The organism is Leclercia sp. CFBP8987 (assembly GCF_034044995.2).
GTDB classification, from domain to species: Bacteria; Pseudomonadota; Gammaproteobacteria; order Enterobacterales; family Enterobacteriaceae; genus Enterobacter; species Enterobacter tamurae.
In genome coordinates this window covers 687,820-702,628 of the sequence record NZ_CM188255.1, presented here as the reverse complement: position 1 = coordinate 702,628, position 14,809 = coordinate 687,820, and the positions used below count along the sequence as shown (strand labels likewise).

At 57.5% G+C, this 14,809-nt stretch carries 13 protein-coding genes and 1 other annotated feature (1 of these 14 cut by a window edge); of the genes, 6 read left to right on the top strand and 7 right to left on the bottom strand.

The genetic code is table 11. The features are described from left to right. Positions 1 to 71 precede the first annotated feature (71 nt). The 4 genes from satP (at position 72) to SOM40_RS03330 (ending at position 3,893) form a co-directional block, all read left to right on the top strand. Positions 72 to 641 carry an acetate uptake transporter gene (gene satP, locus SOM40_RS03345; protein ID WP_166181566.1) on the top strand — a complete coding sequence of 190 codons (570 nt, stop codon included), beginning with the start codon at positions 72 to 74 and terminating at the stop codon, positions 639 to 641. A gap of 250 nt (positions 642 to 891) precedes the next feature. Beyond that, positions 892 to 1,965 carry a FecCD family ABC transporter permease gene (locus tag SOM40_RS03340; protein ID WP_106994181.1) on the top strand — a complete coding sequence of 358 codons (1,074 nt, stop codon included), beginning with the start codon at positions 892 to 894 and terminating at the stop codon, positions 1,963 to 1,965. Beyond that, a complete protein-coding gene (locus SOM40_RS03335) occupies positions 1,962 to 2,738 on the top strand; it encodes an ABC transporter ATP-binding protein (protein WP_320529959.1) in 777 nt (258 codons plus the stop codon). Before SOM40_RS03340 ends, SOM40_RS03335 begins: the two co-directional genes overlap by 4 nt. Before the next feature lie 18 nt (positions 2,739 to 2,756). Continuing rightward, a complete protein-coding gene (locus tag SOM40_RS03330) occupies positions 2,757 to 3,893 on the top strand; it encodes an ABC transporter substrate-binding protein (RefSeq protein WP_320529958.1) in 1,137 nt (378 codons plus the stop codon). Positions 3,894 to 3,923: 30 nt separating this feature from the next. Here SOM40_RS03330 and SOM40_RS03325 read toward each other — a convergent pair whose 3' ends face one another. The 3 genes from SOM40_RS03325 to tal all read right to left on the bottom strand — a co-directional run bounded on the left by SOM40_RS03325 (position 3,924) and on the right by tal (position 6,991). Next, on the bottom strand, positions 3,924 to 5,216 hold the full coding sequence (locus tag SOM40_RS03325) for an MFS transporter (RefSeq protein ID WP_320529957.1): 1,293 nt from the start codon (positions 5,214 to 5,216) through the stop codon (positions 3,924 to 3,926). 123 nt (positions 5,217 to 5,339) lie between these two features. After that, positions 5,340 to 5,927 carry a molybdopterin adenylyltransferase gene (gene mog / locus SOM40_RS03320; protein WP_106994177.1) on the bottom strand — a complete coding sequence of 196 codons (588 nt, stop codon included), beginning with the start codon at positions 5,925 to 5,927 and terminating at the stop codon, positions 5,340 to 5,342. Positions 5,928 to 6,037: 110 nt separating this feature from the next. Beyond that, the gene (gene tal / locus SOM40_RS03315) at positions 6,038 to 6,991 is read right to left on the bottom strand and encodes a transaldolase (RefSeq protein WP_106994176.1); all 954 of its coding nucleotides are present in this window, start codon (positions 6,989 to 6,991) and stop codon (positions 6,038 to 6,040) included. A gap of 261 nt (positions 6,992 to 7,252) precedes the next feature. On the opposite strand from tal, the gene SOM40_RS03310 reads away from it, so the two are divergent. Both SOM40_RS03310 and yaaA read left to right on the top strand, forming a co-directional pair. Next, on the top strand, positions 7,253 to 8,683 hold the full coding sequence (locus tag SOM40_RS03310) for an alanine/glycine:cation symporter family protein (protein WP_225759603.1): 1,431 nt from the start codon (positions 7,253 to 7,255) through the stop codon (positions 8,681 to 8,683). Positions 8,684 to 8,749: 66 nt separating this feature from the next. Continuing rightward, complete coding sequence (yaaA, locus tag SOM40_RS03305) at positions 8,750 to 9,523, top strand: peroxide stress protein YaaA (protein ID WP_312078753.1); 774 nt, start codon at positions 8,750 to 8,752, stop codon at positions 9,521 to 9,523. A gap of 30 nt (positions 9,524 to 9,553) precedes the next feature. Here the strand turns inward: yaaA and SOM40_RS03300 are convergent, their stop codons facing one another. The 4 genes from SOM40_RS03300 to thrA form a co-directional block, all read right to left on the bottom strand. Continuing rightward, complete coding sequence (locus SOM40_RS03300) at positions 9,554 to 9,841, bottom strand: DUF2502 domain-containing protein (RefSeq protein WP_106994173.1); 288 nt, start codon at positions 9,839 to 9,841, stop codon at positions 9,554 to 9,556. 212 nt (positions 9,842 to 10,053) lie between these two features. Continuing rightward, positions 10,054 to 11,340: a threonine synthase gene (gene thrC / locus SOM40_RS03295; protein WP_166181560.1), complete on the bottom strand. Its 1,287-nt coding sequence runs from the start codon at positions 11,338 to 11,340 to the stop codon at positions 10,054 to 10,056. 3 nt (positions 11,341 to 11,343) lie between these two features. Then, positions 11,344 to 12,273, bottom strand: a complete 930-nt coding sequence (gene thrB, locus SOM40_RS03290; RefSeq protein ID WP_106994171.1) for a homoserine kinase — start codon at positions 12,271 to 12,273, stop codon at positions 11,344 to 11,346. A 1-nt stretch (position 12,274) separates the two neighbouring features. Next, positions 12,275 to 14,737, bottom strand: a complete 2,463-nt coding sequence (thrA, locus tag SOM40_RS03285; RefSeq protein ID WP_320529956.1) for a bifunctional aspartate kinase/homoserine dehydrogenase I — start codon at positions 14,735 to 14,737, stop codon at positions 12,275 to 12,277. Between the two features lie 25 nt (positions 14,738 to 14,762). Then, positions 14,763 to 14,809: a sequence feature (Thr leader region), on the bottom strand (it continues 71 nt past the right edge of the window).

Here is a 14,809-nt window from a genome sequence, read left to right as displayed (position 1 = left end):
GCGCCCCGCCAGGGAGAATTGGCGTGGGATTCACCATTTCACCATATTAATGATGATTTTTTTGAGGACTTATGGGCAACACTAAGTTGGCTAATCCGGCTCCGCTGGGCCTGATGGGTTTCGGCATGACCACCATTCTGCTGAACCTGCACAATATCGGGATGTTCCCGATGGACGGCATTATCCTGGCGATGGGCATTTTTTACGGCGGTATCGCACAGATCTTCGCGGGCCTGCTGGAATATAAGAAAGGCAATACCTTCGGTTTAACCGCATTCACCTCTTACGGCTCGTTCTGGCTGACCCTGGTCGCCATTCTGCTGATGCCGAAAATGGGTCTGACCGAAGCGGCGAACCCACAGTTCCTGGGTGTCTACCTGGGCCTGTGGGGCGTGTTCACGCTGTTCATGTTCTTTGGCACCCTGGTAGGTAACCGTGCGCTGCAGTTCGTGTTCCTGAGCCTGACCGTGCTGTTCGCTCTGCTGTGTGTCGGTCACCTGGTGGATAACGGCGAGTCCATTATTCACGTAGCCGGCTGGATTGGCCTGGTCTGCGGCGCCAGCGCCATCTACCTGGCGATGGGCGAAGTGCTGAACGAGCAGTTCGGCCGCACCGTTCTGCCGATTGGTGAAAAACACTGATCCCCCTTCGTGCCCGCCCTGCGGGCACGAAATCACCTCCCCCGTCACTGCCCTCTTTTTCAACACGGTCATTTTTCGACCACATCAGAAACGGTTAGTAAACAAAATGCGCATAATCACCTTATTCAATTGATAAGCATTATCATTGCGAATAGTGTGACCCGGCGCATCCCGGATATGGATATCATGCAGTGCCGAACAGGAACCCAAGGGGATGAAATAATTCTGTTGTGTTGCATAAGGTTAACCGATGAATTCCAGCCTTGCCGCCAGCGATCAAACTGGCGAATCCATTATCGCGTCACATTACCGTAAGGTTCTCGTCCGGCGCTTTGCCCTGGCAGGGGTGCTGTTCTTCTTTATTATTTGCTCTCTGATCCTCGACTTCACGCTCGGCCCGTCAGGCATCTCCGTTTCTACCCTCTGGCACACCTTAGTCAACTCCGCCGCGGCCGATGCCGGGACGCGGGTGATTGTCTGGGATTTGCGCCTGCCGTTCGCGTTAATGGCCGTCGCCGTTGGCATGGCGCTGGGGCTGGCGGGGGCTGAGATGCAAACCATCCTTAATAACCCGCTTGCGAGCCCGTTTACGCTGGGCGTGTCGTCTGCCGCCTCTTTTGGCGCCGCACTGGCCATTGTGCTCGGTTTAGGCATTCCCGGCATTGCTGATAAGTGGTTCATTCCGGCGAATGCTTTTATCTTTGCGCTGCTGGCCTGCTTTATTCTGGACGGCATCAGCCGCTGGACCCGCGTGGCGACCTCTGGCGTGGTGCTGTTTGGTATCGCCCTGGTCTTTACCTTTAACGCACTGATTTCCATCCTGCAGTTTGTTGCCAGCGAAGATACCCTGCAGGGGCTGGTCTTCTGGACGATGGGCAGCCTGGCGAGAGCCTCGTGGGATAAGCTCGCCATTCTGGCCGTCGCGCTGCTGATTATCGTGCCGCTGTCGCTGAAAAACGCCTGGAAACTGACGGCGCTGCGTCTGGGGGAAGATCGTGCCGTCAGCTTTGGCATCAACGTGAAAAAGCTGCGTCTGACCACGCTGTTGCGCATCAGTATCATCTCGGCCCTGACGGTTGCCTTTGTCGGCCCGGTCGGCTTTATCGGCCTGGTGGCGCCGCACATCTCCCGCATGATGTTTGGCGAGGATCACCGGTTTTATCTGCCCGGCAGCATGCTGATTGGCGCGCTGGTACTCTCGCTGGCCTCGGTATTTTCCAAGAACATCGTTCCCGGCGTCATTATTCCCGTGGGCATTGTCACCTCGCTGGTGGGCGTGCCGTTCTTCCTCAGCATCATTATTCGCAACCGGGGGAACGTATGACCGACGGCCTGCGCATCCGCGATCTGCACACCGGCTATCGCAAGAAAAAAATCATCAGTGGTCTGAACACCCCGCTGCTCCCGCGCGGGCAGATCACCGCCCTGCTGGGGCCAAACGGCTCGGGCAAGTCCACCCTGCTGCGCGCCCTGGCTGACCTGAACCCCGCTCAGGGAGAGTTGCAGCTCAACGGCGAAGATCTGATGACCCTGCCCGCGGCGAAGCGCGCGCAGAAGGTGGTTTATCTGCCGCAATCCCTGCCCCAGGGGGTGCATCTGCATGCGCTCGAATCGGTGATTGTTGCCCGTCGGGCCAGCGGCAGTCCTTCTGGTCTCAATGTCGAACAGGAAGCGTATTCCATCCTCGATAAACTGGGCGTCGCCCATCTGGCGATGAGCTTTCTCGACCAGCTCTCCGGCGGGCAAAAACAGCTGATCGGCCTTGCCCAGTCTCTCATTCGCGAGCCGGATCTGCTGTTGCTGGATGAACCCTTAAGCGCCCTCGACCTCAACTACCAGTTCCATGTGATGGATATCGTCGCCCGCGAAACGCGGCTGCGCAATATCGTCACCGTCGTGGTGATCCACGACATCAACATAGCCCTGCGCCATGCGAACTTTGCCCTGATGCTGAAAGGCGGCGAGCTTATCGCCAGCGGCCTGCCGGGTGAGGTTGTCAACCCTGCCAACCTGGCGACGGTGTACGGCGTGGATGGCCGGGTTGAATACTGTTCCCGTGGGCTGCCGCGTGTGGTGGTCGACGGGTTAACACCATAAGAAGAAGACGGGAAAAACATGACGCTGAAAAAACTCATTGCCGCCGCGGGCGGCCTGGCACTGTTACTTTCACCCTTACTCGCCCAGGCAGAGAGCTGGCCGGTGACGGTGAAAGACCTGGATAACCGCACGGTCACGGTTGAACATGAACCGCAGCGCATCATTCTCCAGGACGGACGCGACATCTTTGCCCTGGCTCTGCTGGAGCGCGATAACCCCTTCTCCAGAGTAGTGGCGTGGAACAACCTGCCGAAGAAGCAGGACACCGAAACCTGGAACGTACTGAAGCGTAAGTGGCCGGAAGCGGAGAAGATCCTCGACATGAAGTTTTCTGACCAGGGCAATGTCGATCTCGAAACGGTGATCTCCCGCCAGCCCGACCTGATGATTGCCCAGCTGCGCGCTAAGCCGTCGCTGGTGCAGACCGGCGTGCTGGCGCAGCTGGAAGCCCTGCATATTCCGGTTATCTTCGTGGATTATGAACTGCACCCGGTGAAGAACACTCTGCCGAGTATTGCCCTGCTGGGTAAGGTGATGGGGCAGACCGGGCGCGCGCAGGCCTATATCGATTTCTATCAGCAGCGTCTGGACAGGATCCACCAGCGTCTGGCCACCGTTAGCAAAAAACCGCTGGTCTTTATCGAACCGATTGCCGGTGTCGGCGGGCTGGATAACGGCTGCTGCTTCACCCACGCGCGCAACGGCTGGGGCGGGCTGGTAGAGGCCGCTGGCGGAACCAACATCGGCTCGCAGCTGCTGCCGGGTGCAAGCGGAAATATCGCGGTAGAGAAGATTATCTCCCTGAACCCGGATTACTACCTGATGACCGGCTCAAAACGTCCGGGTAAAGGCACGGCGATTATCCCGTTTGGCTATAACGTCCCGGCACATGATGTCAGCGCAGCCTTTAACGCCCTGCTGACGCGTCAGGGCGTTGCCAGCATTCCGGCCGTCGCGCAAGGCCACACCGGGGCGCTCTATCACCACTTCTACAACAACCCGTACAACATCGTCGCTATTGAGACGCTGAGTAAAATCTTCTACCCGACGCTGTTTAAGGATGTGGATCCGCTGGAGGACTACCACGCCATTATCAAAAACTTTACCCACATTCCGGATGACAACATCATCCTCAGCTTTACTTCGTCGCACTAACAAAAAGGCCGGGCAATATGCCCGGCCTTGTTATTCTCCGGCGAGGACCGGTACTTCTACGGGCTTCTGGCGCAGCCAGAGGCCTAACACCAGCCCCATTAGCGAGAGCGCCAGCACGTACCAGGCGGGTGCCATGGGCGACACGCCCATCAGCAGGGTAACAGCAATCGGCGTCAGCCCACCGAAGATGGCGTAGGAGACGTTATACGAGAAGGAGATCCCAGTGAAGCGTACTTCCGGTGGGAAGGCGCGGACCATGACGTAAGGCACGGCGCCCACCACCCCGACGCACAACCCGACCACGCCGTACAGCAGGAACAGTTGCTCCGGATGGCTGCCCACCAGGTGATAGAACGCCCAGCTTGATGCAGCCAGCAGCAGGCTACCGATGATAAAGGTCAGGCTGGAACCGATACGATCCACCACCAGCCCGGCAATCAGGCAGCCAAAGCAGAGCATGATAGTCGCGATGCTATTGGCCTGCAGCGTTACCGCCGGGGCAAAGCCGTACTGTTTTTGCAGCCAGACCGGCGACATCAGGATCACTACCACAATCCCCGCCGACAGCAGCCAGGTGAGCAGCATCGACACCACTACCGCTTTTTTATGGCGCACCACTACCGCTTTGACCGGCAGCTCCTGCGCCAGCGCCTTGCGTTGCTGCATCTCAAGGAAGACCGGGGTCTCCTGCAGCCAGCGACGCAGATACATCGCCACCAGACCAAAAGCACCGCCCAGCAGGAACGGAATACGCCAGCCCCAGTCGAGCACTGCCTGTTGAGTCATGCTGGTGTTCACCAGGGTCGCCACCACGGAGCCCAGCAGAATGCCGACCGTCAGCCCTGCGGTCAGCGTACCGCAGGCAATGCCAATCCGCCGGGCCGGCACATGTTCCGCCACAAACACCCAGGCACCCGGCACTTCACCGCCAATCGCCGCCCCCTGCAGGATGCGCATCAGCAGCAGCAATACCGGGGCAATAATTCCCATCGAGGCATAGGTCGGCAGCAGGCCGATCGCCAGGGTCGGAACGGCCATCAGCAGGATGCTGAGGGTGAACATCTTTTTGCGTCCCACCAGATCGCCGAAGTGGGCCATGATGATGCCACCCAGCGGACGCGCCAGATACCCGGCGGCAAAAATGCCAAAGGTCTGTACCTGACGCAGCCATTCGGGGATGTCTGCCGGGAAGAACAGCGCCCCGACGACAGCCGCGAAAAAGACGAAGATGATGAAGTCATAAAACTCCAGCGCGCCGCCGAGTGCGGCCAGGGTGAGAGTCTTATAATCCTGACGATTGAGAGGCCGGTTGTAATGTGACATAGCGAACCATTATGAGCTGAATTGTTGAGTTATATTTACAGTGATCGTAAAGAAAAAATTACTATACCGTAAATCAATTAGCACGCTACTACCGTTACAGCATATGTCACATTATTGTTAATTTCAGGAGATTGTTTCACGCCTCGCGCTTTTCGGGCGAAAAGCTGCTACTACCTGCGGGTCGGTTTCCACATATGGCCCTTCAAGCAGCTGTACACAATAAGGTACACTCGCGAAGATACCTGACACCACCACCTTCCCGTCGGCCTCTTTCACCCCTTCCAGCGTCTCTTTAATCGACTTCGGCTGGCCCGGCAAATTGAGGATCAGCGCCTGCTTGCGGATCACGCCTACCTGACGGGAGAGGATCGCCGTCGGCACAAAGTGCAGGCTGATCTGGCGCATCTGTTCACCAAAACCCGGCATTTCACGATCGGCGATGGCGAGGGTCGCATCCGGCGTCACGTCGCGACGCGCCGGCCCTGTTCCGCCCGTGGTCAGCACCAGGTGGCAGCTCATTTCATCAACCAGCTCACATAAGGTTTGTTCGATGATCGCCTGTTCATCCGGGATCAAGCGGGTTTGCACTTCAAAAGGGGTGGTGAGGGCAGAAGCCAGCCAGGCTTCCAGCGCGGGGATGCCTTTATCTTCATAGACACCGCTGGAGGCGCGATCTGAGACGGAAACTAAGCCAATGCGTAAGGTATTCATATCTATTCCATTCAAACAATACAGATTGAAGGAATGATACACGCAGCAGGGGGATTCAGACAGGGAACAAGAGAAGTAGCGTGACCGGGAGCCCGGTCACGCAGGAATGATTACAGCAGTTCGCCGATCATTTTTTCCAGTTTTTCCTGGTCGATAGCAAACTTACGGATACCGTCCGCCAGTTTGTCTACGGCCATTGGATCCTGGTTGTGCTGCCACAGGAACTCGGACTCAGTGATGCGCTCAGGACGGGCTTTCACTTCGCCGCTGAAGCTCAGCTTACGCTCGATCGCGCCTTCGCTTTCTGCCAGCTCTTTCAGCAGCGCAGGGGCGATGGTCAGGCGGTCACAGCCAGCCAGTTCCAGGATTTCGCCAACGTTACGGAAGCTTGCACCCATCACCACGGTTTCATAGCCGTGCTGTTTGTAGTACTCGTAAATCTCGGTAACGGAAACCACGCCCGGATCTTCAGACGCCGCGTACTCTTTCTTGTCGGTATTGGATTTGTACCAGTCCAGAATACGGCCCACGAATGGAGAGATCAGGAACACGCCCGCTTCTGCACAGGCACGCGCCTGAGCAAAGGAGAACAGCAGGGTCAGGTTACAGTTGATACCTTCTTTTTCCAGCTGTTCTGCAGCGCGGATGCCCTGCCAGGTGGAAGCCAGTTTGATCAGGATACGGTCGTTGCTGATGCCAGCATCGTTGTACAGTTTGATCAGGCGTTTGGCTTTGGCGATAGACGCTTCGGTGTCGTAGGACAGACGCGCATCGACTTCAGTCGAGATACGGCCCGGAACCAGCTTCAAAATTTCCAGACCAATGTTAACAGCCAGTTTATCCGTCGCATCGACAACCTGCTGATCGCGGGAGCTGCTCTGGCTTTTCGCCCAGGCAACGGCGTCGTCGATCAGTTTGCGGTATTCAGGGATCTGTGCGGCGTTCAGAATCAGAGAAGGGTTCGTTGTGGCATCCTGCGGCTGGTACAACTTCATTGCCGCGATATCTCCGGTGTCAGCGACAACAGTCGTGAACTGACGAAGGGAGGTTAATTTATCCGTCATGATAGTGTTTCTCTTTAACTTGCCCTGGATAATTCGCGTTACCAGCGGGATGCCAGAAACGGAAAAATGACAGGTTTACTTGTTAGGGGGATGTAACCGGTCTGCCCTGATGATAACACGACGGAAGGTCAGCGCAACCGCAGACAATGCGCTGAAAGATACTGTGATAAACTTGGCAAAACTCCGGACTGCTAATTACCTGTTTGCTCACTCATTAGTAGCGATTACCTATTCACTTTGGCATCAACAAGAGGGACGTTAATGCCTGATTATCTGTCGTTTATTAATGAAATTTTGTGGGGTTCGGTGATGATTTACCTGCTGTTTGCGGCAGGGATTTGGTTCACTTTTCGTTGCGGATTTATTCAATTTCGCGCCATTCCTCAGTTGCGCAATAATCTGAAAAATAGCCTGACTCCCCAGCCGGGCGGCTTAACCTCGTTCCAGGCGCTCTGCACCAGCCTGGCAGCCCGGGTCGGCAGCGGTAACGTAGCCGGGGTGGCGCTGGCGATCTCGGCGGGTGGCCCGGGGGCCATCTTCTGGATGTGGATGACCGCCATCATCGGCATGGCGACCTCCTTTGCCGAATGCTCGCTGGCCCAGCTGTATAAGGAAGCGGATAAGCAGGGGCAGTTTCGCGGCGGCCCGGCCTGGTATATGGCCCGCGGCCTTGGCATGCGCTGGATGGGCGTGCTGTTTTCTCTCTTCTTACTCATCGCCTACGGCCTGATCTTTAATACCGTTCAGGCCCACTCGGTTGCCCACGCGCTGCGTTTCGCCTTCGACTTCCCGGAAATCATCACCGGCGGCGTGATGGCCCTGTTCACCTTAGTGGTGATCCTCACCGGCATCAAAGGCGTCGCCCGGCTGATGCAGTGGATGGTGCCGGTGATGGCGCTGCTGTGGGTGATCGCCAGCATGGTGGTCTGCGCCTGGCATGCCGACCAGCTCCCTGCGGTCTTCACCCTGATCGTAAAAAGCGCCTTTGGCTGGCGCGAAGCCGCCGCCGGTGCGCTGGGTTATACCCTGAGCCAGGCCCTGACGGCCGGTTTTCAGCGCGGTATGTTTTCCAACGAAGCGGGCATGGGGTCAACCCCCAATGCCGCCGCGGCTGCTGCCTCCTGGCCCCCTCACCCGGCCTCGCAAGGCATCGTGCAGATGATTGGCGTCTTCGTTGATACCATCATCATCTGCACCGCCAGCGCGATGATCGTGCTGCTGGCAGGCCCGGTGGATCTACCGGCTAATACCGACGGCGTGCAGCTGGTGCAGCAGGCACTGATCAATCTGACCGGAGGCTGGGGCGCTGATTTCGTGGCCTTTATCATCGTATTGTTCGCCTTCAGCTCCATCGTGGTGAACTACATCTATGCCGAAAACAATCTGATCTTTTTGCATCCCGATGCCCGGAAATCCCGCTGGCTGCTACGGGGCGGCGTGGTGCTGATGGTGCTGCTCGGCTCTCTGTTAAGCCTGCCAGTGGTCTGGCAGCTGGCGGATATCGTTATGGCGCTGATGGCGATCACTAACCTGACGGCGATCCTGCTGCTCTCTCCGGTGATCAACGTGATCGCCCGGGATTATCTGCGCCAGCGGAAGCTGGGGGTCCAGCCGGTTTTTGATGCCTCACGTTATCCCGAGATTGCAGCGCAACTGGCACCCGGCGCCTGGGACGATTTGCCGCGTCAATAACAGCCATCGATCAATCGAGGCGGTTTTTTTGTTAAAATCGCACCAAATCTCCTGCAAGGACTGGATATGCTGATTCTGATTTCACCTGCTAAAACGCTCGACTACCAGAGCCCACTCGCCACCGAGCGTTATACCCAGCCTGAACTGCTGGATCATTCGCAACAGCTGATCCGCGAGGCGCGCAAGCTTTCAGCGCCGCAAATTGCCAGCCTGATGAGCATCAGCGACAAGCTGGCGGATCTTAATGCCACCCGCTTTCACGACTGGCAGCCGGATTTCACGCCATCCAATGCCCGCCAGGCGATTCTGGCCTTTAAAGGCGACGTCTATACCGGCCTGCAGGCAGAAACGTTCAGCGAAGCTGACTTTGATTTTGCCCAACAGCATTTACGCATGCTCTCCGGGCTGTATGGCGTGCTGCGCCCGCTGGATCTGATGCAACCTTATCGTCTGGAGATGGGCATTCGCCTGGAGAATGCAAAAGGCAAAGATCTGTATCAATTCTGGGGCGAGACCATCACCGACACGCTGAACGATGCGCTGAAGGCGCAGGGTGACAATATCCTGATCAACCTGGCGTCGGATGAGTACTACAAATCGGTCAAACCGAGAAAGCTGGATGCGGAAATCATCAAGCCGGTGTTCCTCGACGAGAAGAACGGTAAGTTCAAAGTGATCAGCTTTTACGCCAAAAAAGCGCGCGGGCTGATGAGCCGCTACATCATTGAAAACCGTCTGACGAAGCCAGAGCAGCTGACGGCATTCGACAGCGAAGGCTATCTCTTTGACGAGGAAGCGTCAGGGAAAGGTGAGCTGGTGTTTAAACGCCACGAGCAGTAACGCAAAACCCCGCCGGTTGGCGGGGTGAGTTTAATGGTGCTTCCAGTCCGGTCCATGACGGTGATCGTCATGACGATCGTTGTGGCGATTATCGTGATGCTCGCCATGCGGACGCCAGCGATTGTCGCGCCACTCGTAGTGGGACTTCCACCAGTCATTGTCACGCCAGCGGCCGCCATCCCAGTGGTGACCCCGATTATCCCGATCGCCAATCTGCAGTTTAACCGCCGGTACCAGGGTGATTTCAGCGGCCTGAACCGCCATCGGAGCCACCAGCATCAGCGAAAGTGCGATAAGTGCAGGCTTCAGTTTAGACATAGGTTACTCCTTATTATTCTTGCCCGATGTGGGCCGATGTAAGGAGATTACGTGAGGGGCGTGGAGGATGTTATTCTCTGCAATCCTATTCTGTAAGTGACCGCATTTATTGGGAATTTCTACTTTTTCCCTGCTATTTTTCTCCTTATTTTCTCCATAAAAAAGCCGGGTGGCGGCTTCGCCTTACCCGGCCTACGGTATGGTGCTTTTGTTTACCCGCGGGTCATCATCAACTTACGCAGCTCGGCAAAATCGGCTGGCAGGCTGTGGGACAGCAGCGGCAGATCGGCACGCTCGGCCAGCTCTTTTGGCAGCGGCAGCGATTCACCGAGGATCTCGTCCACGCTCTCTTTGAACTTCGCCGGATGCGCGGTGCCGAGGAACAGACCGTACTCGCCCGGGTTCAGCTGATCGCGCAGGGCGCGGTACGCCACCGCCGCATGCGGTTCGGAGGTGTAACCCACCTGCTTCAGCTCGCGCATGGTCTCTCTGGTGGTGTCGTCGGTCACCGCAGCATAACCCAGCTCATTGAGACGCCAGATTTTACGGCGGAACAGCTCTTCCACACGTGGCCAGTTGTTAGGCTGTGACACATCCATGGCGTTGGACAGGGTGGCCTGCGTGGTGTTTGGCGTCCACTTGCCCTCTTTCAGGAAACGCGGCACCGTGTCGTTGGCATTGGTGGCGGCGATAAAGCGTTTCACCGGCAGGCCCAAAGACTTCGCCAGCAGGCCAGCGGTGAGATCGCCAAAGTTACCGCTCGGCACCGAGATCACCAGCTGGTTGCGCGCTTCCTGCGGCAGCTGGGCTACCGCTTCGAAGTAGTAGCAAATCTGCGCCAGCAGGCGGCTGATGTTGATCGAGTTGGCGGAGTTCAGACCCAGCGCGACCTTCAGCTCTTCGTCGTCAAAGGCCTGCTTAACCAGCGCCTGGCAGGCATCGAAGTCCCCGTCGATGGCGACGGTTTCAATGTTGCCCCCGAGGGTACAGAACAGTTTTTCCTGCAGCGGGCTGATTTTTCCCTGCGGATAGAGGATCACCACGCGCACGTTTTTCAGGCCATAGAAGGCATGCGCCACTGCCGCGCCGGTATCGCCGGAGGTGGCGGTCAGGATGGTGACCGGCTTATCGCCGCTGATGTGAGTCAGCATCTGCGCCATAAAGCGGCCGCCGAAATCTTTAAATGCCAGCGTCGGGCCATGGAACAGCTCCAGGCAGCCCACGTCCGGCTCAACCTGGCTTACCGGCGCAGGGAACGCAAAGGCCGCGCGGACGCGCTCTTCCAGCAGCTCCTGCGGGATCTCATCCCCGATAAAGGCGGAGAGAATTTTGGTGCTGCGGGTGACGAAATCCTGTTTCAGCATCTCGTCGATTTCGGTCAGACCAAATTCCGGCAGATCGTGCGGGAAGAACAGCCCCTGGTTTTTACCCAGCCCCTGCGTGACGGCCTGTGCAAAGCTAACCTGCTCGTTATGATCTTTAAGATTGTAGAGTTTCATCGTTTATCCCAGTACTCGTGCGCCGGCCGTATCCAGACGGCAAATATGAACAAAGCCTTCCTGATTTTGCAGGTAATTTTTCCCCAGCCATTCTGCGACCCGCTGCGCCGTATCCGGTTTGTCGCACAGGGCAAACAGGGTCGGACCGGAACCGGAAATGCCGCAGGCCAGGGCGCCGATATCCAGCGCCGCGCTGCGCGCTTCGTTGAAGCCCGGCAGCAGTCTGGTGCGGTATGGCTCGGCAATAACATCTTTCATCAGTTTTGCCGCCAGAAGCGGCTGACGGGTATAACAGGCATGAATAAAGCCCGCCAGATGGCGACCGTGCGCAATGCAGTCCTGACGGCGGTACTGCGCCGGCAGGATGGCGCGCGCTTCCGCGGTCGACACTTTGATGCCCGGATAGGCCAGCACCCACAGCCACTCATCAAAGCCTGGCACCTGCTGGCTGATGATGCCGTTCTCTTCGATCATCAGCTGCATGCCGCCCAGGAAACAGGGGGCGACGTTATCGTAATGAATACTGCCGGAGATGCGCCCTTCCAGCTCGCCCATCAAGGCCAGCAGGCGGGTGTTATTCAGCGGTTTGCCGCAATGTTCGTTCATCGCCACCAGCGCGGCCACCACCGAACAGGCGCTGGAGCCCAGCCCGGAACCGATCGGCATGCTTTTTTCGAGGGTCATGGCGACCGGCACGTTTTTGCCGATCTCCTGACAAAAACGCTCCCAGCACTGATAAACGATATTCTCACGCGGATCGGTCGGCAACTTGCTGGCGAAACGCCCGACGTTGCTCAGACTGAAGCTGTCCGCGGCCTCAACCGTAACCGTATCCCCCAGCGATGAACCATCCACCGGCGTCACCGCCGCGCCCAGCACATCAAACCCAACGCTCATATTGGCGCTGGAAGCCGGGGCATAAACTTTGACCATGTTAAACTCCTAACTTCCATGACAGGGTACGCAGCAGATCGGCAAACACGCCCGCCGCCGTCACATCATTCCCTGCGCCATAGCCGCGAAGGACCAACGGCAGTGGCTGATAATAGTGGCTGTAAAACGCGAGGGCGTTTTCACCATTTTTCACTTTGTACAGCGGATCGTTACCGTCTACCGCCGCCATCTTCACCCGGCAGACGCCGTCTTCTTCAATGTTGCCAACATAGCGCAATACCTTCCCTTCATCACGGGCTTTTGCGACCCGGGCCGCGAAGACATCGTCCAGCTGCGGCAGCCGGGACATAAAGGTCGCCACATCCCCGGAGTCGTCAAAACTTTCCGGCAGCACCGGTTCAATCACGATATCCGACAGCTCCAGCTCCCGGCCCGTTTCGCGAGCGAGGATCAGCAGCTTACGCGCCACGTCGGTGCCGGAGAGGTCGTCACGCGGATCGGGCTCGGTGTAGCCCAGCTCGCGCGCCACGTTGGTCGCTTCCGACAGGCTCATGCCTTCGTCCAGCTTGCCGAAGATAAAAGAGAGGGAGCCCGACAGGATGCCAGAGAAGCGCTGCAGTTCATCCCCGGCATTAAGCAGGTTTTGCAGGTTTTCGATAACCGGCAGCCCGGCGCCCACGTTGGTGTCGTAAAGGAACTTACGGCGGGATTTCGCCGCCGCGTGGCGCATCTGATGGTAGTAATCCATCGACGAGGTGTTGGCCTTTTTGTTCGGCGTGACCACGTGAAAGCCTTCGCGCAGGAAGTCGGCGTACTGATCGGCTACTGCCTGGTGCGACGTACAGTCAACAATCACCGGGTTCAGCAGATGGTACTCTTTCACCAGACGGATCAGGCGGCCGAGATTAAACGGCTCTTTCGCCTCCGCCAGCTCTGCCTGCCAGTTCTCCAGGCTCAGCCCGTGAACGTTGGTCAGCAGCGCTTTTGAGTTCGCAATACCGCAGACGCGCAGATCGATATGCTTCTTCTTGAGCCACTCCTGCTGACGCTTGAGCTGCTCCAGCAACGCCCCACCCACGCCGCCGACGCCAATCAGGAACACTTCAATCACCTGATCGGTGTTGAACAACATCTGATGGGTGACGCGCACGCCAGTGGTGGCGTCGTCGTTATTCACCACCACGGAGATGGAGCGCTCTGACGAGCCCTGGGCGATGGCGACAATATTGATGTTCGCCCGCGCCAGCGCCGCAAAGAATTTCGCCGAGATGCCGCGCAGCGTGCGCATGCCGTCCCCGACCACGGAGATGATCGCCAGATGCTCCTGGATAGCCATCGGCTCCAGTAGCTCTTCTTTCAGCTCGAGATAGAACTCTTCTTCCAGCGCCCGGCGGGCACGCAGGCAGTCCACCTGCGGAACGCAGAAGCTGATGCTGTATTCGGAGGAGGACTGAGTGATCAACACCACCGAAATACCGTTGCGTGACATGGCGGCGAACACGCGTGCCGCCATCCCCACCATGCCTTTCATGCCCGGGCCGGAGACGTTGAACATCGCCATGTTGTTAAGATTGGAGATGCCTTTAACCGGCAGGCCATCGTCGTCATTGCTGGCACCAATCAGCGTGCCTGGCGCCTGCGGATTGCCGGTATTTTTAATCAGGCAGGGGATCTGGAACTGGGCGATAGGGGCAATGGTGCGAGGGTGCAGGACTTTAGCGCCGAAGTAGGAGAGCTCCATCGCCTCCTGATAAGACATCGACTTCAGCAGGCGGGCATCCGGCACCTGACGCGGGTCGCAAGTATAAACGCCATCGACGTCGGTCCAGATTTCGCAGCAGTCGGCGCGCAGACAGGCGGCCAGCACGGCGGCAGAGTAGTCGGAGCCGTTACGGCCCAACACCACCAGCTCCCCTTTTTCATTCCCGGCGGTGAAGCCCGCCATCAGGATCATATGGTCAGCAGGAATTTTGCCTGCCGCAATGCGACGGGTAGATTCGGCAATATCTACGGTAGATTCGAGGTAGTGGCCAACAGCGAGCAGTTTTTCGACGGGATCGATCACCGTGACGTTATGGCCACGCGCTTCCAGCAGACCCGCCATGATGGCGATGGAGAGTTTTTCACCGCGGCAGATCAGCGCCGCGTTAATGCTGTCCGGGCACTGCCCCAACAGGCTGATACCATGCAAGACGTGTTTAATCTGGGCAAACTCTTGTTCAACAAAAGCTTTCAGCTGGGCATGCGGAAAACCAGGCTGGGCATCCGCCAGGCCCTGCAGCAGGTTAGCAAATATCTGCTCTGCGTCGCTGATGTTCACCAGTGCATCCTGACCCCCGATGGTTTTTTCAATCATCGCCACCAGGTGGTTGGTAATTTTAGCCGGGGCAGAGAGTACCGTCGCCACCTGCCCCTGCCTGGCATTGCTCTCCAGGATGTCGGCAACACGCAGAAATCGTTCTGCATTTGCCACTGATGTACCGCCGAACTTCAACACTCGCATGGTTGTTACCTCGTAATCTTTAGCCGAAAAAAAAGCCCGCACTGTTCAGGTGCGGGCTTTTTTCTTTCTTTC